This window comes from Polynucleobacter hirudinilacicola, assembly GCF_002192535.1.
GTDB lineage: Bacteria > Pseudomonadota > Gammaproteobacteria > Burkholderiales > Burkholderiaceae > Polynucleobacter > Polynucleobacter hirudinilacicola.
In genome coordinates, this window is record NZ_NAIA01000003.1 from 1,070,676 (window position 1) to 1,091,880 (window position 21,205).

The window sequence follows — 21,205 nt, forward strand, 5'->3', positions numbered from 1 at the left end:
TAGACCTCAAATCATTTGATCTACTTTATAGAAAAACTTACGGGCATGCGCGAGAATTTCTTTATCAGAGGGATGATCAACAGTTTCTACGCCAACAATCTTTTCTGCTATCTGAGCATCATGTTTATGAGCATGCTTAATCAGCTCTAATTTTGCAGAGCCAGGTCCCAGAATTAATATTTCTTGTGACTTATTTACCGCTTGAATGACCGAGTGGAGATATTTAGAGTCTAGGGCAAGCTTACCGCTACCTACTTCCCCACCCTTATGATGCAAATGAGTATGAGTAGATTTGCTTCTAATAACCTCAGCTTCGCTAGCATCCTGACTTAAAAACATGACATGAGCTTCTTGATGATCGATCCAAATAACTGCGTGATTTAATGACATAGTTCTTCCTATTGTGATGACTTCTCTTTTCAGGATACTCCTCAAGAGCTCCAGAAATGGCTTATCTGCTTGATTTAAGTCAAATGTGAGCGCTAAAAACTGAATACCTATATATCTAGCGCTCTTTTGCTCACGAATGATCTAGTCATCTTTGTCTGTGGGTCTAAAAAAGAGATTTCTTTGGCCAATAACTGTAATGGCCTTGAGAGATCTATGTCATATTCTTGATATGGTGTCAGTATTGGGTAGATCTGATCATCTTTGATTGGTATGCCCAAGGCATTGAGATGACAACGCAGTTGATGTTTCTTGCCGCTTCCTGGCGTAAGTCGATATTTAGCCCATGGCTTATTTAGCGCAATAAGCTCAATCAATGTATCGGCATTGGATTCACCCTGCACTTCCATCATCTGTAAAAAATTTTCAGACTCCTCCAATCTACTTTGATAGCTTATCGGCAATCGAGATGCTAAGTCTTCTGAGTATGGTGCAATTGCCTCATAAATCTTTTTCACTTCTCTATCTCTGAATAGATTCTGATAAGAAGCTCTCTCTTCCGGCTTAAGAGAAAAGATTACGAGCCCAGCAGTATCACGATCAATGCGATGAATAGGGCTTAGACTTTGAATTCCAGTTTTTTTCTTGAGGCGATTCAGAAGTGTTTGATGCAAGTAAAGCCCACTAGGCGTTACTGGTAAAAAATGGGGTTTATCTGCAACTAGGATATGCTCATCCTGAAAGACAATCTCTTCCTCAAAAGGTATTTGGGGTTCGCGCGCTAGACGCCGAAAGTAAATGAGATGAGTATTGGGTTGATAGGCATCACTAGCTCCAAGGGCCTGCCCTTCATCATTGAGCACCAACCCTTGGGCAAATCGATCCTCCCATTCCTTTCCCTCAATGTGAGGGAATTGATTGATAAAGAATTGCAATAAATTCGGGTAAGCCTGATCAGCAGGTAAAAATACGCGCGATGCTGAGACTCCTTCTGAATTAACTTGCATGCAATACCCCATTACTTGGAGCTTGCTATTTTAAGTGATTATGTAGCTGAACCGAGTCGAATATTTCATACTTTTGGGCTTAAAAATGCACTACAGATTTTATAAATATATCGGCTATTTGCAACATTTTTAGGTAAATACTGAATATCAGAGCAATTTACTCAGAATAAAAGCACTGAAATACCTTATCTAGCTTAATTTCATATATGGAATGCTCATTTCGTAGTAAATTAGTAATAGCAATTTAACACTTTACAAATTTATTAAGAATCAAAGAGGGGCAAATGAAAATACTAGTACCAGTAGATGGCTCAAAATCTTCACTCAACGCTGCTAAATACGTAGCTAAATTAGCTAAAGACTTACGCAGCAAGTGCACTGTCACACTTGCCAGTATTCATGATGACATTGGTTTAGGTCATGTAAAACAGTTCGTGGCACAAAGCGTGGTCGACGACTATCTCAGGGAGGTCAGCGAAAAAGAGCTGAAGCCTGCACAAAAGGCTTTAGATACTGCGGGCATTAAACATACGATGGTGATTAAGCGCGGTAATGTTGCACAAGAAATCATCAATTTGGCCAACAAAGAAAAGTTTGACTTGATCGTCATGGGTTCCAAAGGTCGTTCTGGAATCTTGGATGCCTTAATGGGTTCAGTAGCTCAAAAAGTCAGCTCTGGTGCAAAGCAAGCAGTTTTGCTCGTGAAATAAATTCACTCCTGACTACAAGTAATCAGGGCCGCTTCTGCGGCCCTTTTTTATGAGCGACTGCTATTTATGCAATCTTGTAGTAACGCTCTTTAATCCAGAGTGCAACAGTGACTAAGCCAATCATGATGGGCACCTCAACCAAGGGCCCTATCACTGCCGCAAATGCAGCCCCAGAGTTAATACCAAAGACGGCAATTGCTACTGCAATGGCTAATTCAAAGTTATTACTAGAGGCGGTGAAAGATAAAGTGCAGCAGCGCTTATAGTCAATGCCCATCTTAGCCGTGATGACAAAGGTTAACAAGAACATCACACCGAAGTAAATCAATAGTGGAATAGAGATAGTCAAGACATCACCTGGCAACTCCAGAATCAGCTTACCCTTAAGGCTAAACATCACCACGATCGTAAAGAGCAGCGCAATGAGAGTGAGCTTACCAATTTGGGATACAAAGTGTTCGTGATACCACTCTTTAGAAACAAACTTGAGCATCACAAATCGGGTTAGTAATCCTGCAATACAAGGAATACCCAAGTAAATAAAGACTGTTTTAGCAATCTCACCAATAGTGATGCTGATATTTGATCCTGCAAGACCGAAGTGTGGGGGTAACACTGTCAAGAAGATGTATGCGTAAAGGCTAAAGAATAGAACTTGAAAAATCGCATTAAACGCTACAAGACCAGCAGCATATTCTGTAGACCCTTTAGCGATGTCATTCCAAACGATCACCATTGCAATGCAGGGTGCAATTCCAATCAGGATCAGGCCTGCCATATATTCAGGTTGATTTGGCACAAAGGTAATGGCCAATAAGAACATGAAGACTGGGGCAATGATCCAATTCATCAGAAAGGCAATGGCAAAGATCTTCTTATCTCTAAATACATCTGGCAGATCTTCGTATCTTACCTTGGCAAAAGGTGGATACATCATCAGGATTAAGCCAATCGCAATTGGATAATTCGTGCTACCCACCTGAAATGAGTTAATAAAGCCCTCTACCCCGGGAATGAAATAGCCCAAGCCAATACCCAAAGCCATAGCAGCAAAGATCCAGACCGTTAAATAGCGATCCAAGAAAGATAGTTTTTTAGTCAGTGAACTCATGAGTTTGAGTGGATCTCTTTTAAGGACATTGCGTCCAATTTTTCAAGAGGCATAGCAGCCAAGATATCTACCCTCTTTTTAAGACCATTCATCACTTCGTTAAAAGCAGCTTTCTTCTCCATATCAGTCCCCTGTACTTGGGATGGATCAGGGAACCCCCAATGGGCACTCACTGGCTGTCCAGGCCAATGGGGGCATACCTCACCCGCTGCGTTATCACAAACCGTAATAATGAAATCCATCTTGGGAGCATCGGGCAGTGCGAATACATCCCAACTTTTAGATTTCAGTAAAAAAGTATCAAAGCCCAGCTCTTTAGCTATCTGAGCAGCGTATGGGTTCACGCTCGCGCCAGGAGTAGATCCTGCAGAAAATCCTCTGAGCTTACCGCTGGGATGAGTTGATGCTAAAGCTTCACCAATAATGGATCTTGCTGAATTATGGGTGCAGAGAAAAAGCACGTTGTATTGTTTCATATTGATTTTGCTTTCTTTGGAACTTTTACTGGAAGGCAAGACTGACCACCACAGCAGTTATCCAATAAGAAATCACTGAGGTCCTGAACCAGTTTTGCATTGGGTCGATAGATGAGATTGCGACTTTGCCTCTCAACCACGAGCAGGTCTGCTTGCGCCAACTCCTTGAGGTGAAAACTCAGTGTCGCATTTGGAATACCTAATTTTTCGATGATTTGGCTGGGAGTAAGCCCCTCATCGCCTCGCTGCACAATTAAGCGAAAGATATTGAGGCGAGACTCCTGCCCTAGGGCCAGAAAGGCCTGAACTGCATTAGTATTTTTCATATTTCCAATTATATAGAAATATATGACAAGAGTATTACAAAATGAAAATCGTTAACTCCATGGATCAAAGATTTTGACGCCAGATTGACTAAAGTCAGAAACATTTCTAGTCACAATAGTCATCCGATGCTCAATAGCAGTAGCAGCAATCATTGCATCTCGCTCAGATTTAGGGTTTGGCACATGCAAGCTTGCACAACGCTGTGCAACTTCAACATCTACAGGGAGAACTCTATCCAAAAACGCTGGAAGAACATTTTTATTTAACCATTTTCTTAAAATAAGCCCTTGCTTCTTGTCGCGACGCTCCATTTGCAGCACTCCAATCTCCAATTCAAGCACTGAGATTGCAGAAATAAACATCAATTCAGGAGAAATTTCATCAGCCCAGCGTTTAACATGTTTGTTGATGCGCCCATCTGCAGACTTTCTAAATTCTGATACAACATTGGTATCTAGCAAGTACATTACAAGGAATCTCCAATTGGCTTTGAAAGGCTGATGATTTTCGCAGGTTCAAATTCAATATGACCGGCACCCTTCATACCCACAAGATCTAAGATGTTTTTTCTCTTCCCCACAACACGCTGATAATCAGAAAATGTCATCAACACGTGCGCAGGTTTTCCGCGATCGGTAATGACAACTGGACCAGCTTCAGAGGCTTTTTTAGCCTTTCCAGTATCTTGATTAAATTCACGGCTCGACAAAGTAGTAACCATTGATACCTCCGTCATAAAAATGTAATATGTAGCAATGTTACTACATTTTAGAGCGATCAAAAACCATTACTTCAATACTGATATCAGTAAAAAAGCCACCCGAGGGTGGCTTATCTGATGCGTTTAGAGCTTACTCGCGTGAGGCCTTCTTGCGATCATGCTCTTTCAGGTGACGCTTACGAACACGCACACTCTTAGGTGTTACTTCAACCAACTCATCATCGCTAATGAATTCAACCGCATACTCCAAAGTTAAATCAATTGGGGTTACTAGGCGCACTGCTTCATCAGTACCAGAAGAACGCACGTTGGTTAATTGCTTACCTTTAATGGGGTTAACAACCAAGTCATTATCACGACTATGAATACCAATCACCATGCCTTCGTAAACCGGATCACCATGCTTTACGAACATGCGGCCGCGATCTTGTAATTTCCAAATAGCATAAGCAACTGCTTCGCCATCATCTTGGCTAATCAATACACCATTATGACGCTCACCCAAAATACCATCTTTGGCAGGCGCATAAGCATCAAAGGTGTGACTCATCAAACCATTACCGCGAGTCATCGTCATAAAATCGCCTTGGAAGCCAATCAAGCCACGCGCTGGAATGCGGTATTCAAGACGAGTACGACCTTTACCATCACTCACCATATCTTGCAGTTCGCCTTTACGCTTACCCAAATCTTCCATCACCGCACCTTGAGTAGAGTCTTCGACGTCCACTGTGAGGTTCTCGTATGGCTCCATCTTGACGCCATTCTCTTCATGAAACACTACGCGTGGACGGGAAACCGCCATCTCATAGCCTTCACGACGCATTGTCTCTACCAAAATGGTGAGGTGCAACTCACCACGGCCTGATACTTCAAAGACTGTATCGTCATCCGTTTCTCTTACTCGCAAAGCCATATTGGACTTCAATTCACGATCTAAACGTTCACGAATCTGACGACTAGTCACAAACTTACCTTCACGGCCAGCCAATGGACTGGTGTTCACCATGAAGTTCATGGTCAAAGTTGGCTCATCAATCTTGAGCATTGGTAATGCATCTGGCTTATCTACAGCGCAAACCGTAGTGCCAATAGCCAATTCTTCAATGCCGTTGATCAAGGCGATATCGCCTGCTACTGCCTCATCTACTACCTCACGCTCAAGACCCTTAAACTTCAATACTTGATTGACGCGACCTTTAAATGGAGCGCCGTCTGGACCGTTCATGCAAATGACTTCCATGCCGGATTTAACGCGGCCACGATTTACACGACCAATACCAATTTTTCCAACATAGCTGTTGTAGTCAATGGAGGAGATCTGGAACTGTAAAGGACCATCTGGATCATCATCACGAACAGGAACATGCTCTAAAACAGCATCAAATAATGGGCGCATATCACCTTCGCGCACATCTTCTGTTAAGCCTGCATAGCCATTTAAGCCAGATGCGTAGATGATTGGGAAATCAAGCTGCTCTTCAGTAGCGCCAAGTTTGTCAAACAATTCAAAAGTTGCATTAATCACGTAATCGCAACGCGCACCTGGGCGGTCAACTTTGTTAATCACTACGATTGGCTTCAAACCAAGGGCTAATGCTTTCTTGGTAACAAAGCGCGTTTGTGGCATTGGGCCTTCCACTGCATCCACCAAGAGCAATACACCATCAACCATGGAGAGTACGCGCTCTACTTCACCACCGAAGTCTGCGTGTCCTGGGGTATCAACGATGTTGATGTGTGTGCCGTCATACTCAACCGCACAGTTCTTGGACAAAATAGTAATACCACGCTCTTTTTCTAGATCGTTTGAGTCCATGACGCGTTCGGTCATTTTTTCATTGGAGCGGAATGTGCCAGATTGGCGCAAGAGTTGATCAACCAGAGTAGTTTTACCGTGGTCAACGTGGGCGATGATGGCAATGTTACGAAGTGCGCGTTTAGTCATGTGAAGCTTCTAAAGTTAAAGATAAGTAAAAGGGTTATAAATAATGATTGCTTAGTGAGACTGAGAAATCAGACGCTTGGGATGTAACACCCCAGAGCGCCAATCCGCAGTTCCAATAAAGTTATGGGGAGCAGCAGTGGCACGATAAATTCGTACCAACGCTTCAATCGATGGCAGATTGAGAGGAACACGTTGGCCCATCTCTAAACGCTTAGCCTGTTGCTCATCCACCGTTAAGTGCGGCAAGGTTTGTAGCAAAGCATCTACCGGCAGAATATAACTTGAGCTGTTTTGTAAACCACTCTGGATTGATTCGATGGTAAATGACTGCTCTAGGTTTAAATGCCCTACTTCGGTACGGCGCAAGCCAACCAAATGGGCTCCACAACCTAAGGCATTGCCAATATCTTCTGCCAATACACGAATATAGGTGCCCTTACTGCAAGAGACTTCTAATGTAGCTTCTGGCCACTGAATATCAGTCCAACGAATTTGATGAATCGTGATGTCACGGGCGGTACGCTCTAATTCAACACCAGCGCGGGCGTATTCATATAAAGGTTTGCCATCACGCTTGAGCGCTGAATACATTGGCGGCACCTGTGTAATCGGCCCCGTAAATTGAGGGAGCAAAGCATCGAGTGCTTTTTTAATATCTGCTACGTTTACGAATACTGGCAGAGGCAACTCTTCAATCGTGAGGCCTTCAGCATCACCAGTATCTGTGCGTGAACCAAATTTGACTTTGGCGATATAGGTTTTATCAGCCTCTAACAAATCTTGAGAATACTTAGTGGCTTCACCTAAGCAAATTGGCAAAAGACCTGTAGCCATTGGATCTAAAGTACCTGTATGGCCAGCTTTATCAGCATTCAATGCACGCTTAACTGCGGTAACCGCTCCTTGGGAACTCATTCCCGCAGGTTTATCTAGCAGCACTACGCCGTCGATCCGATTAGCCATGAGTTATTGAGTCTCGTCTTTACGATCGCTGTCCACAGCTTGATCGATCAATCGAGACATCTCTATGCCATGCTCCACTGAGCTGTCATAGTGAAAGTGCAGTGTTGGCACAGTATGAATATGCAAACGCTTAAACAATAAAGAATGTAAGTACCCTGCTTTTTCTTGCAATGCTTTTAAGGCATGTTCAGGTTCAGCACCCAATACCGTAAAGAATACTTTGGCATGCGCTAAGTCAGGCGTAAGCTCAATACTTTGCAAAGTAATTAAGCCTAGGCTTGGACTGCGCAACTCACGAGGAATGAGCTCGGCCAGGTCTCGCTGAATTTGATCGGCGAGACGCTGGTTACGATGCGGGCTAGATTTATGCATGCTTAAAACGAATCTTACTTAGAGTGAACGCGCTACTTCAGTAACTTCGAACACCTCGAGCTGATCGCCTTCTTTAATGTCGTTATAGCCTTTTAATGACAGACCACACTCAACACCGGCACGAACCTCTTTGGCATCATCTTTAAAGCGCTTGAGTGAGTCGAGCTCACCAGACCAGACAACCACATTGTCACGTAAGAGGCGAACACTTGAAGTGCGTTTAACAACACCGTCAACTACCAAGCAACCTGCGATAGCGCCAACCTTAGATACCAAGAAGACTTGACGGATCTCAACGAGACCAGTAATTTCTTCTTTCTTATCTGGAGTCAACATACCGCTCAGAGCCAACTTCACTTCATCGACCGCGTCATAAATAATGTTGTGATAACGAATATCTACGCCATTGTTTTCAGCCAACTTACGTGCTGCCGCATCTGCACGTGAGTTAAAGCCGATGATGACTGCCTTAGAAGCAACCGCTAAGTTCACGTCTGTTTCAGTAATGCCGCCCACAGCTGCGTGAACAATTTGTACCTTCACTTCTGGTGTAGAGAGCTTCATTAAAGATTGTGACAACGCTTCTTGTGAGCCCTGTACGTCTGCCTTGATGATCAATGGCAATAACTTCGCTTCAACCGCACCCTCTTCCATGTTTTCCATCATGGTCTCGAGCTTGAATGCCTGTTGTTTAGCCAGCTTCACGTCACGGAACTTGCCTTGACGGAACAATGCAATCTCACGAGCCTTACGCTCATCAGGAACTACCTGCACTGATTCACCAGCAGCCGGAACATCGGCCAAACCTTGAATCTCCACCGGAATGGACGGGCCAGCCTCGTTACATGGTTTACCGTTTTCATCCATCATCGCGCGGACACGACCAAATGTAGATCCAGCTAAGAGCATATCGCCACGCTTGAGCGTTCCAGACTGAACCAAAATGGTTGCCACTGGTCCCTTACCTTTATCCAAACGTGCCTCAATGACCAAGCCTTGTGCTGGAGCATCTTTAGCGGCCTTGAGTTCCAAGATTTCTGCTTGCAAGAGAACGTTCTCTAATAAAGCATCAATACCTTCGCCTGTTTTTGCAGACACCGGAATAAAGGGCACATCGCCGCCGTACTCTTCAGGAACAACCTGCTCTGCTACCAACTCGGTCTTGACCCGCTCAGAGTTGGCTTCTGGCTTATCAATCTTGTTAATAGCGACGACCAAGGGCACACCACCAGCGATTGCATGGTGAATCGCTTCTTTCGTTTGCGGCATCACGCCATCATCTGCTGCCACCACCAAGATCACGATATCGGTTGCCTTAGCACCGCGAGCACGCATTGCCGTAAAGGCTTCGTGACCTGGGGTATCTAGGAAAGTGATCATGCCGCGTGGCGTTTCTACGTGATAAGCACCAATGTGCTGAGTAATACCGCCCGCTTCACCGGTAGCCACTTTAGCTGCACGAATCTTATCGAGCAAAGAAGTTTTACCGTGGTCAACGTGACCCATCACAGTAACTACCGGAGGACGTGGCAATAATTCTGCATCGTGACCATCAGTACCCAGATCTAAATCTGGATCATCTAATTTCGCTGCATGGGCTTTATGGCCCATTTCTTCAACGATGATCATGGCTGTGTCTTGATCAAGTACTTGATTAATGGTGACCATTTGACCCATACCCATCAAAAGCTTAATCACTTCTGCACTCTTCACTGCCATTGCATGAGCTAACTCAGCAACAGTAATCGTTTCTGGAACATGAACATCACGCACCACTGGTTCTGTTGGAACCTGGAAGTTGGTATCAACGTTGGCTTCAGCAATTTGACGCTGCTTTTTACGACCACCGCCGGAGCGCCAGCCACCAACACCGCCAGATACATCACCACGAGTTTTAAGACCACCAGGCTTCTTGGCGCCTTCTTCTTGCCAAGTAGATGATGTCTCTGAAGACTTAATTGTTTTACCGCCAACTTTAGCGGGAGATTTTTTCTTGTCTTCTGCACCTTCTGCTTTTGCAGGTTTATGCAAAGTACCTTTTTTCGCTTCTTCAGCAGCAACTTCGCTTGGTGCTTTGAGAACACGAGCTGGTGCACTCATCATGTCACGAATCGCTAAGGCTTCTGCTTCAGCAGCAGCACGACGAACACGAATCTCAGCTAGCTCTTGCTCTTTGCTGGCTGCTAAATCCTTTGCAGCCTTTTCTGTCTTGGCTTTTTTCTCAGCAGCTGCAGGGGCAGCATCTGCTTTTGCATCACTCTCAGCAGGCTGGGCAGCTTCTTTTTGACGAGCATCTTCTGCCGCCTTCATTTCAGCTTCTTGACGAGCTAACAACTCAGCCTGGCGTGTTGCCTCAGCTGCACGTTTTTCTAATTCTTCTTCAGAAAGAATCGGTTTAGCTGCTGCCGCAGGTGTAGCTGCCTTTGCAGGGGCCGCCTCAACTGCAGGAGCTTTATCACCCGCTTTGACTAGTACACGCTTTTTACGTACTTCAACCTGAACTGTACGAGTACGCCCAGCAGAATCCGCCTGACGAATCTCAGAGCTCTCGCGCTTGATTAAAGTAATCTTTTTACGAGCGCCAGCCTCGACATTACCGTGTGCTTTTTGCAAATGCTCGAGCAGAACAGTTTTGTCTTTTTCGGTAATGCTCTCATCCTCAGAAGCTTTGTCGATCCCAGCTGCCTTCAATTGCTTCAAGAGGTCAGCCGCGGTTCGTTTGAGTTCCTTAGCGAGTACTTTTACTGTTGTTGTTGCCATGCACTACTTCCTCTCATGAAGTAAACCAATGTTCGCGCGCTTTCATGATGAGCGTTTTCGCAGTTTCTTCGTCAATTTGTGTCGCCTCAACTAGCTCATCAACAGCTAGTTCAGCAAGGTCGTCACGGGTGTGAACTTGATTGTCAGCAAGCTTAGCAATCAGCTCTGTTGTCATTCCTTCTAAAGAACGCAAGTCTTGGGAAACTTCACCAATACGCTCTTCTTTTGCCAACTCCATCGTTAACAAGGAATCACGAGCACGAGTACGCAACTCATTCACAGTGTCTTCATCGAATGAGTCGATCTCTAACATTTCAGAAAGCGGCACATAAGCTACTTCTTCCAATGTATTGAAACCTTCTTCAATCAAAATATCAGCAACTTCTTGGTCAACGTCTAATTTATCCATGAATAATTGACGTACAGAAGAAGCTTCTTTTTCTGTTTTCTCAGCAGACTCCTCTGGAGTCATGATGTTGATCTGCCAACCAGTCAAATCACTTGCCAAACGAACGTTCTGTCCGCTACGGCCAATGGCAATCGCTAAATTTTCTTCATCAACCACCACGTCCATCGCATGACGCTCTTCATCAACCACGATTGAAGAAACTTGTGCTGGAGCCAAAGCACCAATCACAAACTGGGCTGGATCTTCAGACCACAACACAATGTCAACCGCTTCGCCAGCAACTTCGTTACGCACTGCAGTAACACGTGTGCCACGAACACCAACACAGGTGCCAATTGGATCGATACGCTTGTCATAAGTCACAACAGCAATCTTGGCGCGGATGCCAGGGTCACGGGCTGCGCCCTTAATCTCTAATAAACCCTGCTCCATCTCTGGAACTTCATTCTCAAATAACTTAATCAAGAAGTCTGGGCAAGTACGAGAGAGTTCGATTTGGGGACCACGCGCTTCACGATCTACTTTAAGGATGTAGGCACGGACACGATCACCAGAACGTAAATTCTCTTTTGGAATCATTTGATCGCGACGCAATAAAGCTTCAACACGACCAGATTCAATAATCAAACCATTTTTGTCAGCACGCTTTACGGTACCGGTCATGACTTTTTCGCCACGCTCAAGGTAGTCGTTCAAGATTTGCTCACGCTCAGCATCACGAATGCGTTGCAAGATTACTTGCTTAGCAGCTTGCGCACCAATACGGCCAAATGCCAAAGATTCGATCTGCTCTTCGATGTAGTCACCAACTTCCATATCCGCAAGTTGCTCTTGAGCTTCGAACTGCAAAATCTCTTTGTCAGGCTCTTGCAGACCAGCTTCGTTAGGAACTACCAACCAGCGACGGAAGGTTTCGTATTCGCCTGACTCACGGTCAATCGATACACGAATATCCACATCTTCGTTGGGATAACGTTTTTTAGTAGCTGAGGCCAGCGCCATCTCTAGCGCCTCAAACACAATAGCTTGATCAACGTTCTTTTCACGCGCTAGGGCGTCTGCCAACATGAGAACTTCTCGGCTCATGACTTTCTTCCTTTGAAATCAATAACAGGGACCAACCGAGTCTTATCGACCTCGGCTAAAGAAAACTCCAATTGAGAGGGCTGACCATCAGCACCCTCAAACACCAAACCAAATTTCGCATCAGGTGAATTCAATTCACCAGTCAGCAAACCTTGCAACACACCACGAAAATTCTTACGGCTAGCAACAGCCACACGCAACTTCAAATCCACTTCCATTCCAGCAAAGCGTTCAAAATCTGCCGCACTCTTCACAGGACGATCTAAGCCCGGTGAAGAAATCTCCAAACGCTCGTAAGGAATGTTCTCAACTGGCAAGGTGTAGCTCAGTTGATGACTTACCTTCTCGCAATCGAGGACAGTAATCAAACGCTCGTAATCCGGGTTTTCAATCGTGACGCGCAGCAAACCTCCAGCTTCACGCTCAATATCTACTAACGTGTAGCCTAAGTTTTCCAGCTCTGCAGCAATAATCTGCTGATCCTTCACAACTTCCCTTCATACCAAAATGGCAAAAAAAAATGGGCTTCAAAGCCCATATTCTCGAAATTCAGAACAGGCCGACTTACGTTGATCGCAACATCAGTCGGTAACAACTAAAAACAGCAGAAGTCTGCTGTAAGACCAAAATTATAGCTGATTTTTAGGGAAAACTGTTAGAAATCAGAAGCTTTCGCCTGGATTTCTCGGTTTTCTAGGGCCCTTATTGAAGGGTTTTCGCCCTTTTGGTGCACCCCGTTTAGGTCCATTTCCCGGACTTTGGGGATTCGCCGTCACAAATGCAGACTGGCCATGATGCACTTTCTTGCTCTTGCTACGGTTTTGGCCTTGACCTTGGCCACCGCCTCCGCCCTGACCGCTACCTTGACCAGGCCTGCCGCCTTGGGTGCGACCACGGAAAGGACCGCGCCCTTCGCCTGAACCACCGCCTCCACCACCAGGTTTGCCGCCTCTACCCTGATGTGTCATGCCGTTATGGCCACTAGCAAGGGTTAGGGCATCACGAGAGCCCCAGTAAGAAACCGAGGTTTGCATTGGATCGGGTTGGAAATCTGCAGCAGCAGGATTCCGGCTTTGACCATTCGGGTTTGGATTGCGACCCTTATCTTGCGGCTGTGGCATTTTTAAGCCAGCAGACTTCATCAAGTTGTAGATACCACCAGCCTCAATCTCTTCCCATTTCCCCCGCCTTAAGCGCGGAGGCAATAAGAAAATGCCATAACGGGTTCGGATTAAGCGAGATACCGTGTGACCAACTGCTTCAAACATACGACGTACTTCGCGATTGCGCCCCTCACTTAATGCAACGTGGTACCAACGGTTAGCACCGTCACCACCACCCATTGCTAGGCGTAAGAATTTAGCTTGGCCATCATCGAGCGTAATACCACTCTTTAATTGCGCTGTATTTTCTTGACTTAACTCACCTAGGATGCGCACAGCATATTCGCGTTCAACGCCGTAACGTGGATGCATTAAACGATTTGCTAACTCACCAGAAGTGGTAAATAACAAAAGACCTTCAGTATTAAAGTCCAAGCGACCGACAGCAATCCAGCGACCTTGACGCGGCTTTGGCAAACGATCAAAAACGGTTGGACGACCTTCAGGATCAGATTGGCTAACAATCTCACCGGCAGGCTTGTGATACATGATGACGCGTGGTGGTTTAGTCTGAATCTTGCGATGAACTGGCTTGCCATTGATGCGTACTTGATCTGTTGGCCCAATACGTTGGCCGATATGTGCGGGCAACCCATTAACCGATACACGTCCTTGAATAATCAAGTCTTCCATATCGCGACGGGATCCCATGCCAACGTCAGCTAATACCTTATGCAACTTAACAGTATCTTCATCATCAGCTTCATCATCTAAACCATCGAGATCTGACCAGACTTCATCACGCAAACTCAGCGGCAAGTCATCGACGTTTGCAAATTGCAAACTACTCATTTCTTCTTCTGTCGGCGCATCAGGATCTTCATCCTCACGTGAACGTTGTGCGCGTTGAGCACGACGTTCTGCACCAGTCTGATGAGAAACCTCGCTCTCATTCAGGCCATCTGGATTTTTTACTTCCAATACTTCAGGAGCATCTAAAGCAGCATCAAATTCTCCAGAAACAACGGAAGCAAACAGAGCTTCACTTTCTGCAGGATTTGGAGCTAATTTGGTAGATTGATTGCCTGGATTGTTGCCACCCTCACGCGGACCATTGCCTTCACCGCCTTCACGACGAGGCCGATCCTTATTAAAAGGACGCTTCTTATTGAAGGGATGCTTCCCTGAGCCCGCACGGCGTGGATGTCTTGGGCCACGCTCACCACCTTCGCGACCTTCGCCTTTATTGCCATCCTCATTGGATGGGCCTGCGTCAGCGCTAGATGGAGTTACGGCTTGATTTACTACCGGGGATGAATCGTTTTCGTTAGAGCTTGTCATTAATTATTGTTTTGTTTCGTCTGATTGCTCAGACTCGGGGGTAACTTCTTCTACTGCTGCATTTACTGAATCTTCAGTGGCTTCTTGAGCTTCATTGATGATCACAGTTTCTACTGTGGCATCTGGATCAAATTCGATGATGGCTTGGCCCAAGTGTTCTGCCGCTGCCATCGGCGCGGCATCCTCTAGCATTGGCAAGCTTTGCAAGTTTGTCAAACTGAGGTCATCTAAAAATTGTTTGGTGGTAGCGTATAAGCCTGGGCGGCCGATAGTCTCTTTATGGCCAATCACTTCTACCCAACCACGATCTTCTAACTGCTTCATCACGTTACTGCTTACTGCAACGCCACGAATCTCTTCAATCTCTCCGCGAGTCACAGGCTGGCGGTAAGCAATGATGGCCAAGGTTTCCATCACTGCGCGAGAATACTTTGGTGGCTTCTCGGGAGTGAGGCGATCTAAATACTCACGCATGGACAAACGACTTTGGAAACGCCAACCGGTTGCAATATGAACCAGCTCCATTCCTTTGTCATCCCAGGCGCGCTGAATTTCTACTAAAGCTTCATCAATATCTGCTGTTGTGATGTCTTCAACAAACAAGCGAGATAGATCAGCTACAGAGAGTGGTTCCTGTGCGCACAGGAGGGCTGTTTCAATAACGCGCTTGTTGTGATCGTCCATAAAAGTCGGGCTATCAGGAATATTCCTGATGAGGCTTTAAAAAATGTATTTCAGTAATGGGTTTGTGGTGTTCTCTAGCTACTACGACCAATCCATCTCATGAATTCTAGTTGGGGGATTGATTCGCGCCGAAACGAAGTCCTTTTCGTTCACCGTGCAGCCATTATAAGGTAGGCTCAATACAATAGCTATATGCACAATATTTCATCAAAACCCCGAATTGAGCCATTGATGGAGCCTAAATCTCCAGAACGCCGTCGCCTATTGGGGCTGGGCATTGGTGTTGGCACCCTTCTTGGGGCGGCAGGCCTCTCCTCATGCAGCATGATGGGGAGTAAAAAACCTGTCCTTGGACTAGTACTTGGCGCAGGGGCTGCCCGAGGCTTTGCCCATGTCGGGGTCATCAAGGCACTAGAGTCACAAGGCATCTACCCTGACATCGTTGTAGGTAGCAGTGCTGGCAGCGTGATTGCCGCCCTCCTCGCATCTGGGGCAACCGGCAATGATCTCAATCGTATTGCCTTAAGTTTGGATGAAGCCACGATCGCAGACTGGGGTTTGCCATTTGTCGGTCGTTTTGGCGGACTCATTAAAGGCGATGCCCTACAGAACATGGTCAATCGCGAAGTACAAAATAAAACGATTGAGCAAATGCGGATTCCGCTGGGCATTGTGGCAACCGAATTGCAATCAGGCAAAGGCGTCTTGTTTAGGAGCGGCAATACAGGTCAGGCGGTTCGCGCATCGTGCAGCGTGCCTGGCGTGTTTCAGCCTACCGTCATTAGCGGTAAAGAATATGTTGATGGCGGTTTAGTGGCACCAGTGCCAGTGAGTTATGCAAGACAGATGGGGGCCACTATTGTGATTGCTGTCAACATCTCTTCTGAACCAGTGCATCAAGATGCCAGCGGTACTTTTGGAGTGTTACAACACACCATCTCCATCATGCAAAAAAGTATTAATCAGTTCGAGCTCAAGAGCGCCGATATTGTGATTACCCCGCAACTGAAGCAAATGAGTAGCAGTGACTTCAAATCCAGAAATGCAGCCATCCTTGCAGGAGAAGCTGCGGCACAAGAGCAAATGGGTTTAATTAAGGAAAAGCTGAGGGGCTAAAATAAAGACTATGCACATTAAAAAGAAAAAGGATCCAAACGACTTCCAATGGACAAGGCTTGAAATAAAAGCCTCAGGCAAGATTAATTCCCTTCCGAAATCTTTACAGATCAAGCTAGCATCACGAAAACCCCTTAACCCCTCCTCGGCCAAGGCGTAAGCAGTGAGATTTGACTTACAAGCTACGTGACTTACGCTTGAGGTTTTTAACTTCGTTCAACAGCTCTTTGCGCTCAGCGTCATTTAAGGTGTCGCTGCCATCTAGACGGCGTGCGCCATCAAAACGCTTATCCCAATAGAGACTTCCAAGGTCATCAACACGAACAGTGGTTCCCTTGGATGGGGAATGAATAAATTTGTTATCGCCAACATAAATGCCGACGTGTGAAAAAGTTAAACGCATCGTATTAAAAAATACCAGATCACCTGGTTGCAACTCATCACGATTGATGGGCTTACCAACACGACTCATTTGGGTTGATTTACGGGGCAGCAAGAATCCAAGCTTGTCTTTGAAAACGTAGCCAACAAAACTGCTGCCATCTAATCCAGACTGAGGTAATTCTGTATCCGAGCGATAACGCACACCAATCACTTCCATGGCGCGATCGATTAACTCTTCCGATTTTCCAGAAACGGTATCGACCAAGCGATCAGATACACGAGAGAGATAAGAGCGCCCAGCCTGAAACATACTTTCTTTTGGAACTACCGCTTCAGCAGAGACGTCACTCGGCGCATCGACCGCGTAAGTCGACACAGAAACCGCTAAGCCCAAGGCAAAACCCAGGAGCTTTGTAAGTAGCGCTTTTTTCAGTGACATCGAATCAGTTTAACAAAGAACCCTGAATTAACCAAGCCTTGACTCTAGTCTTAAGTCTTTGTTTATAAAGATAATTTATCCTTAAATTGGGGCAAATGCACCAAATTAGCCCATTTAAAGACCAATTTGACTGACTATTAAGTCAACTCAGCTGCAGCAAAAAGCTCCTTGGTATAAATCTGGCGCGGATGTTTAATGAGGGTTTCGGTATCCCCAAACTCCACTACCTTGCCCTCCTTGAGCACCATCACCTCATGGGACATTGCTCTGATGACGGCTAAATCATGACTAATCATCAAGTAAGCTAAGTTGTACTTCTTCTGCAATTCAGTGAGCAGTGCCAATACTTGTTTTTGGATTGAGACATCTAATGCAGAAGTAGGCTCATCCAATACCAAAATCTGTGGTCGCAAGATGAGTGCTCGCGCAATCGCAATCCGTTGCCTCTGTCCCCCAGAGAACTCATGTGGATAACGTGCAAGCGCTGATCGATCGATACCAACCTCTTTCAAAATATCCACCACACGATTTTCTCGTTCAGTTACTGAGAGTTTTGGAAAGTGCACATCCAATCCCTCAGCCACAATCTGCATCACGTTCATCCGCGGTGAGAGCGATCCAAATGGATCTTGAAAAATCACTTGCAGGCTTGAGCGCATTGCACGACGCTCTACTGGTTTGAGTGTTTGCCAATCATTACCGAGAACATCTACATCACCACTAACCTGTGCTGCAGAATCTCCCAGCAAACCCAAGACTGCCATACCCAGCGTAGTCTTGCCAGAGCCTGACTCACCAATCACACCAATAGTTTGACCTTGCTTCAGGGAGAAGCTCACCTTTTTTAATACCTTATGCGGTGGCGCTTTTTTAAACCAAGAGATGGATTCTGAACTTGGATAAGCCACTGATAACTCTTCTGTCTTCAGAAGTACTGGTGCTAGCGGCATTACTGGCGCCAAGTCCCGAACCGGCTCACTATTAACCAGTGCCTTTGTATAAGGATCGCTCGGTTGAGTAAAGACTTGTTTAGTTGGACCCGACTCCATCAAGTTACCTTGATTTAATACTGCTACACGCTGAGCAAAGTGTTTTACTAAATTGAGATCATGGGTAATCAATAAGATGCCCATGCCCCCCTGATCTTTAGATTCTTCTTGGAGCTCTTTCAGTAAATCGAGAATCTGCAAACGCAAGCTCACATCTAGAGCGGTAGTCGGCTCATCTGCAATGAGTAAGCGTGGTTTACATGCCAATGCCATCGCAATCATGGCGCGCTGTCTTTGACCGCCTGAGAGTTGGTGTGGATAGGAGTGGAAACGGCGCTCAGGCTCTGGAATGCCAGTCTTTTTCAGTAAATCAATCGCTGCATCAATGCAATCTGCTTTAGACATTAAAGGCTGATAGATTTGTACTGCCTCAATGATTTGATTGCCAACTGTAAATAATGGATTGAGAGCAGTCATCGGCTCCTGAAACACCATAGCAATTTCTCGACCACGGATTTCGCGAATATCTTGAATGGGCAATGAGAGTAAATCAACTGTGCCCTGCCCGTCTTTACGATTCCACAGAATCTTTCCAGAAACTTTGGCCCCCTCTGGCTCAAGTCTTAAAGGAGCTAAGGCGGTAAGCGTCTTACCAGAGCCTGATTCACCTACCAATGCAACACGTTCACCAATCCCAATTTCTAAATCAAGATGACTAACGGCAAACTTTTGACGGCGACCTGATCCAAATGAAATGGAGAAATCTTCATAGCGCAGCAAGCTCATGAACGACCTCCGCTCATCGCGCCAGACTTACGAGAATCAAACGCATCTCGCAAAGCTTCGCCCATAAAAGTGAGTAGAAGCAATGTGGCTACTAAAACAATGAAGGTGGATAGTGAAATCCACCAAGCATCCAGGTTACCTTTACCTTGAGAGAGCAACTCGCCCAGGCTTGGGGTACCAGGCGGTACGCCAAGACCCAAGAAGTCCAAACTCGTCAGCGACAAAATGGCCGCACTCATGCGAAACGGTAAAAAAGTGATTACCGGAGTCAAACTGTTCGGCAGAATATGTCGCCACATGATTTGCACATTCGTTAATCCCAGTGCTCGCGCTGCACGGACATACTCTAAAGCGCGATTGCGAAAGAATTCTGCACGCACATAATCCGATAATCCCATCCATCCAAACGCTGCCAAGAGGATGATCAAGAGAGAAACGCTAGGATTAAAGATCGAAGCAAAAATAATCAATAGATATAACTCTGGCATAGCTGACCAAATCTCAATCAGCCTTTGCGAGACCAGATCAAATTTACCGCCAAAGAATCCCATCAGAGATCCCGTAATGATGCCGACCGTCACGCCTACGATGGTGAGAGCCAAACCAAACAAAATGGATAAGCGGAAACCATAAATCAGACGCGCCAAGACATCGCGCCCACGATCATCCGTTCCTAACCAGTTCTCGGTTGAGGGTGGCGCAGGATTGGGAACCTGAGAGAAGTAATTGAGAGTCTCGTAGCTGTAGTGAATTGGGGGATAGATTGCCCAATTACCATTGCTCGTAATGTTGCGACGAATATCGGGATCCAAGAAGTCTGTTGGGGTTGAGAAGTCCCCGCCGAATACCGTTTCTGCATGACTCTTGGCAATCGGAAAATAGAATTGTCCTTCGTAGCGCACAACTAAAGGCTTGTCATTGGCAATCAGCTCGGCACACATGGATAAGCCAAACAGGACCATAAAGATCCAGAGACTCGCGTAACCTACGCGACTGTGCTTGAAGCGCTGCCAACGACTCATGAGCCACCTCCAGCACCAAACTGAATACGAGGATCAATGTAAACATAGCAAAGATCAGAAATGAGTTTGGTAAACAGGCCAATCAAGGTAAATAAATATAGGGTGCCGAATACTACTGGGTAATCCCTGCGCATTACAGACTCATAGGAGAGTAAACCGAGACCATCCAATGAAAAGAGTGTCTCAATCAGGAGTGAACCCGTAAAGAATGCACCAATAAATGCCGCCGGAAAGCCTGTCACCAGAGGCAATAGCGCATTACGGAATACATGCTTCCAGAGAACTTGCTTTTCAGTAAGTCCCTTTGCTCTCGCGGTCAACACATACTGCTTACGAATCTCTTCTAAGAAAGAGTTCTTAGTTAGCATGGTGATGACGGCAAAACTACCCAGCACAGAGGCAGTAATTGGCAGAACCAAATGCCACAAATAGTCCATTACCTTGCCAATCAAACTCAAATCACTCCAATTGTCTGAAGTCAGCCCTCGCAACGGAAATATATGCAAGAAGCTGCCGCCACCAAAGATAACCAATAACAAAACGCCCAAGACAAATCCTGGAATCGCATAACCTACCAAAATGATGCTGCTTGTCACGGCATCAAAACGAGAGCCATCACGCACTGCTTTTGCAATGCCTAACGGAATCGAAACTAAATAGGTAATGAAGAAAGTCCATAAACCAATACTGATGGACACTGGAAGTTTTGAGACCACCAATCCCCAGACGCTTTGATGTTGGTAATAACTTTGACCTAAATCGAAGCGAGCAAAGCGCCCTAACATCATGAAGTAACGCTCTAAAGGTGGCTTATCAAAGCCGTATAGTGCTTTCACTTCCTCTAGACGTTGCGCATCAATGCCTTGACGGCCACGATAAGTAGCCCCAGCACCAGAAGACTCAGAACCTCCTACTGCAGCATCGCCTTTGCCCTTGAGCTCCAACACCATTTGCTCAACTGGGCCACCTGGCACAAACTGCACTACTGCAAAGGTCAAGGTCAATACACCCAAGAGCGTTGGGATCATGAGCAGTAAGCGTTTGAAAATATAGGCGCGCATTTG

At 45.8% G+C, this 21,205-nt stretch carries 21 protein-coding genes; 2 read left to right on the plus strand and 19 right to left on the minus strand.

From position 1 onward, the window contains the following. Positions 1–6: 6 nt before the first annotated feature. Both B6A14_RS09425 and B6A14_RS09430 read right to left on the minus strand, forming a co-directional pair. A complete protein-coding gene (locus B6A14_RS09425; RefSeq protein ID WP_087910195.1) occupies positions 7–390 on the minus strand; it encodes a translational machinery protein in 384 nt (127 codons plus the stop codon). 107 nt (positions 391–497) lie between these two features. Further along, complete coding sequence (locus tag B6A14_RS09430; RefSeq protein ID WP_087910196.1) at positions 498–1,394, minus strand: pseudouridine synthase; 897 nt, start codon at positions 1,392–1,394, stop codon at positions 498–500. Between the two features lie 284 nt (positions 1,395–1,678). Between B6A14_RS09430 and B6A14_RS09435 the strand changes: the two genes are divergently transcribed. Beyond that, positions 1,679–2,104: a universal stress protein gene (locus tag B6A14_RS09435; RefSeq protein WP_087910197.1), complete on the plus strand. Its 426-nt coding sequence runs from the start codon at positions 1,679–1,681 to the stop codon at positions 2,102–2,104. Between the two features lie 64 nt (positions 2,105–2,168). On the opposite strand, the gene arsB is transcribed toward B6A14_RS09435, so the two are convergent. From arsB to scpB, 13 genes are all read right to left on the minus strand, one after another. Continuing rightward, complete coding sequence (gene arsB, locus B6A14_RS09440) at positions 2,169–3,215, minus strand: ACR3 family arsenite efflux transporter (protein ID WP_087910198.1); 1,047 nt, start codon at positions 3,213–3,215, stop codon at positions 2,169–2,171. Next, the gene (locus B6A14_RS09445) at positions 3,212–3,691 is read right to left on the minus strand and encodes an arsenate reductase ArsC (RefSeq protein WP_456238388.1); all 480 of its coding nucleotides are present in this window, start codon (positions 3,689–3,691) and stop codon (positions 3,212–3,214) included. Before B6A14_RS09445 ends, arsB begins: the two co-directional genes overlap by 4 nt. Beyond that, the gene (locus B6A14_RS09450; protein ID WP_087910199.1) at positions 3,688–4,017 is read right to left on the minus strand and encodes an ArsR/SmtB family transcription factor; all 330 of its coding nucleotides are present in this window, start codon (positions 4,015–4,017) and stop codon (positions 3,688–3,690) included. The genes B6A14_RS09445 and B6A14_RS09450 overlap by 4 nt, the downstream gene beginning before the upstream one ends. Before the next feature lie 51 nt (positions 4,018–4,068). Further along, positions 4,069–4,485, minus strand: coding sequence for a type II toxin-antitoxin system VapC family toxin (locus tag B6A14_RS09455; protein ID WP_087910200.1), 417 nt, complete (start codon positions 4,483–4,485; stop codon positions 4,069–4,071). Then, positions 4,485–4,754 carry a type II toxin-antitoxin system Phd/YefM family antitoxin gene (locus B6A14_RS09460; protein ID WP_236635711.1) on the minus strand — a complete coding sequence of 90 codons (270 nt, stop codon included), beginning with the start codon at positions 4,752–4,754 and terminating at the stop codon, positions 4,485–4,487. The genes B6A14_RS09455 and B6A14_RS09460 overlap by 1 nt, the downstream gene beginning before the upstream one ends. A gap of 115 nt (positions 4,755–4,869) precedes the next feature. After that, positions 4,870–6,687: a translational GTPase TypA gene (gene typA, locus B6A14_RS09465; RefSeq protein WP_087910202.1), complete on the minus strand. Its 1,818-nt coding sequence runs from the start codon at positions 6,685–6,687 to the stop codon at positions 4,870–4,872. A gap of 51 nt (positions 6,688–6,738) precedes the next feature. Further along, complete coding sequence (gene truB, locus B6A14_RS09470) at positions 6,739–7,650, minus strand: tRNA pseudouridine(55) synthase TruB (RefSeq protein WP_087910203.1); 912 nt, start codon at positions 7,648–7,650, stop codon at positions 6,739–6,741. Between the two features lie 3 nt (positions 7,651–7,653). Further along, on the minus strand, positions 7,654–8,022 hold the full coding sequence (gene rbfA, locus B6A14_RS09475; protein WP_087910204.1) for a 30S ribosome-binding factor RbfA: 369 nt from the start codon (positions 8,020–8,022) through the stop codon (positions 7,654–7,656). Between the two features lie 18 nt (positions 8,023–8,040). Continuing rightward, a complete protein-coding gene (gene infB, locus B6A14_RS09480; protein WP_087910205.1) occupies positions 8,041–10,782 on the minus strand; it encodes a translation initiation factor IF-2 in 2,742 nt (913 codons plus the stop codon). Positions 10,783–10,795: 13 nt separating this feature from the next. Then, positions 10,796–12,277: a transcription termination factor NusA gene (gene nusA, locus B6A14_RS09485; protein WP_087910206.1), complete on the minus strand. Its 1,482-nt coding sequence runs from the start codon at positions 12,275–12,277 to the stop codon at positions 10,796–10,798. Continuing rightward, entirely contained in the window at positions 12,274–12,765 is a 492-nt protein-coding gene (gene rimP, locus B6A14_RS09490) for a ribosome maturation factor RimP (protein ID WP_087910207.1), read from the minus strand. The genes nusA and rimP overlap by 4 nt, the downstream gene beginning before the upstream one ends. A gap of 174 nt (positions 12,766–12,939) precedes the next feature. Continuing rightward, on the minus strand, positions 12,940–14,721 hold the full coding sequence (locus B6A14_RS09495; protein WP_087910208.1) for a pseudouridine synthase: 1,782 nt from the start codon (positions 14,719–14,721) through the stop codon (positions 12,940–12,942). A gap of 3 nt (positions 14,722–14,724) precedes the next feature. Then, positions 14,725–15,405 (minus strand): SMC-Scp complex subunit ScpB, encoded by a 681-nt coding sequence (gene scpB, locus B6A14_RS09500; RefSeq protein WP_087910209.1) that lies wholly within the window; start codon positions 15,403–15,405, stop codon positions 14,725–14,727. Between the two features lie 324 nt (positions 15,406–15,729). On the opposite strand from scpB, the gene B6A14_RS09505 reads away from it, so the two are divergent. Further along, a complete protein-coding gene (locus B6A14_RS09505; protein WP_407947081.1) occupies positions 15,730–16,521 on the plus strand; it encodes a patatin-like phospholipase family protein in 792 nt (263 codons plus the stop codon). Positions 16,522–16,696: 175 nt separating this feature from the next. Here the strand turns inward: B6A14_RS09505 and B6A14_RS09510 are convergent, their stop codons facing one another. The 4 genes from B6A14_RS09510 to B6A14_RS09525 all read right to left on the minus strand — a co-directional run bounded on the left by B6A14_RS09510 (position 16,697) and on the right by B6A14_RS09525 (position 21,202). Next, the gene (locus B6A14_RS09510) at positions 16,697–17,344 is read right to left on the minus strand and encodes a C40 family peptidase (RefSeq protein ID WP_087910211.1); all 648 of its coding nucleotides are present in this window, start codon (positions 17,342–17,344) and stop codon (positions 16,697–16,699) included. Positions 17,345–17,481: 137 nt separating this feature from the next. Next, positions 17,482–19,119 (minus strand): ABC transporter ATP-binding protein, encoded by a 1,638-nt coding sequence (locus B6A14_RS09515; protein WP_087910212.1) that lies wholly within the window; start codon positions 19,117–19,119, stop codon positions 17,482–17,484. Next, positions 19,116–20,141, minus strand: coding sequence for an ABC transporter permease (locus B6A14_RS09520; protein ID WP_087910213.1), 1,026 nt, complete (start codon positions 20,139–20,141; stop codon positions 19,116–19,118). The genes B6A14_RS09515 and B6A14_RS09520 overlap by 4 nt, the downstream gene beginning before the upstream one ends. Next, a complete protein-coding gene (locus B6A14_RS09525; protein WP_201721527.1) occupies positions 20,138–21,202 on the minus strand; it encodes a microcin C ABC transporter permease YejB in 1,065 nt (354 codons plus the stop codon). The genes B6A14_RS09520 and B6A14_RS09525 overlap by 4 nt, the downstream gene beginning before the upstream one ends. Between the last annotated feature and the right edge of the window lie 3 nt (positions 21,203–21,205).

Excerpts from the sequence above, each read along its gene's own strand:
- nusA (WP_087910206.1), bottom strand. The coding sequence starts at position 12,277 with ATGAGCCGAGAAGTTCTCATGTTGGCAGACGCCCTAGCGCGTGAAAAG.
- B6A14_RS09495 (WP_087910208.1), bottom strand. The coding sequence starts at position 14,721 with ATGACAAGCTCTAACGAAAACGATTCATCCCCGGTAGTAAATCAAGCC.
- typA (WP_087910202.1), bottom strand. The coding sequence starts at position 6,687 with ATGACTAAACGCGCACTTCGTAACATTGCCATCATCGCCCACGTTGAC.
- B6A14_RS09430 (WP_087910196.1), bottom strand. The coding sequence starts at position 1,394 with ATGCAAGTTAATTCAGAAGGAGTCTCAGCATCGCGCGTATTTTTACCT.
- B6A14_RS09445 (WP_456238388.1), bottom strand. The coding sequence starts at position 3,691 with ATGAAACAATACAACGTGCTTTTTCTCTGCACCCATAATTCAGCAAGA.
- B6A14_RS09450 (WP_087910199.1), bottom strand. The coding sequence starts at position 4,017 with ATGAAAAATACTAATGCAGTTCAGGCCTTTCTGGCCCTAGGGCAGGAG.
- B6A14_RS09510 (WP_087910211.1), bottom strand. The coding sequence starts at position 17,344 with ATGTCACTGAAAAAAGCGCTACTTACAAAGCTCCTGGGTTTTGCCTTG.
- B6A14_RS09525 (WP_201721527.1), bottom strand. The coding sequence starts at position 21,202 with ATGCGCGCCTATATTTTCAAACGCTTACTGCTCATGATCCCAACGCTC.
- B6A14_RS09425 (WP_087910195.1), bottom strand. The coding sequence starts at position 390 with ATGTCATTAAATCACGCAGTTATTTGGATCGATCATCAAGAAGCTCAT.
- B6A14_RS09520 (WP_087910213.1), bottom strand. The coding sequence starts at position 20,141 with ATGAGTCGTTGGCAGCGCTTCAAGCACAGTCGCGTAGGTTACGCGAGT.
- arsB (WP_087910198.1), bottom strand. The coding sequence starts at position 3,215 with ATGAGTTCACTGACTAAAAAACTATCTTTCTTGGATCGCTATTTAACG.
- B6A14_RS09460 (WP_236635711.1), bottom strand. The coding sequence starts at position 4,754 with ATGACGGAGGTATCAATGGTTACTACTTTGTCGAGCCGTGAATTTAAT.
- infB (WP_087910205.1), bottom strand. The coding sequence starts at position 10,782 with ATGGCAACAACAACAGTAAAAGTACTCGCTAAGGAACTCAAACGAACC.
- scpB (WP_087910209.1), bottom strand. The coding sequence starts at position 15,405 with ATGGACGATCACAACAAGCGCGTTATTGAAACAGCCCTCCTGTGCGCA.
- B6A14_RS09505 (WP_407947081.1), top strand. The coding sequence starts at position 15,730 with ATGATGGGGAGTAAAAAACCTGTCCTTGGACTAGTACTTGGCGCAGGG.
- B6A14_RS09435 (WP_087910197.1), top strand. The coding sequence starts at position 1,679 with ATGAAAATACTAGTACCAGTAGATGGCTCAAAATCTTCACTCAACGCT.
- rbfA (WP_087910204.1), bottom strand. The coding sequence starts at position 8,022 with ATGCATAAATCTAGCCCGCATCGTAACCAGCGTCTCGCCGATCAAATT.
- truB (WP_087910203.1), bottom strand. The coding sequence starts at position 7,650 with ATGGCTAATCGGATCGACGGCGTAGTGCTGCTAGATAAACCTGCGGGA.
- B6A14_RS09455 (WP_087910200.1), bottom strand. The coding sequence starts at position 4,485 with ATGTACTTGCTAGATACCAATGTTGTATCAGAATTTAGAAAGTCTGCA.
- B6A14_RS09515 (WP_087910212.1), bottom strand. The coding sequence starts at position 19,119 with ATGAGCTTGCTGCGCTATGAAGATTTCTCCATTTCATTTGGATCAGGT.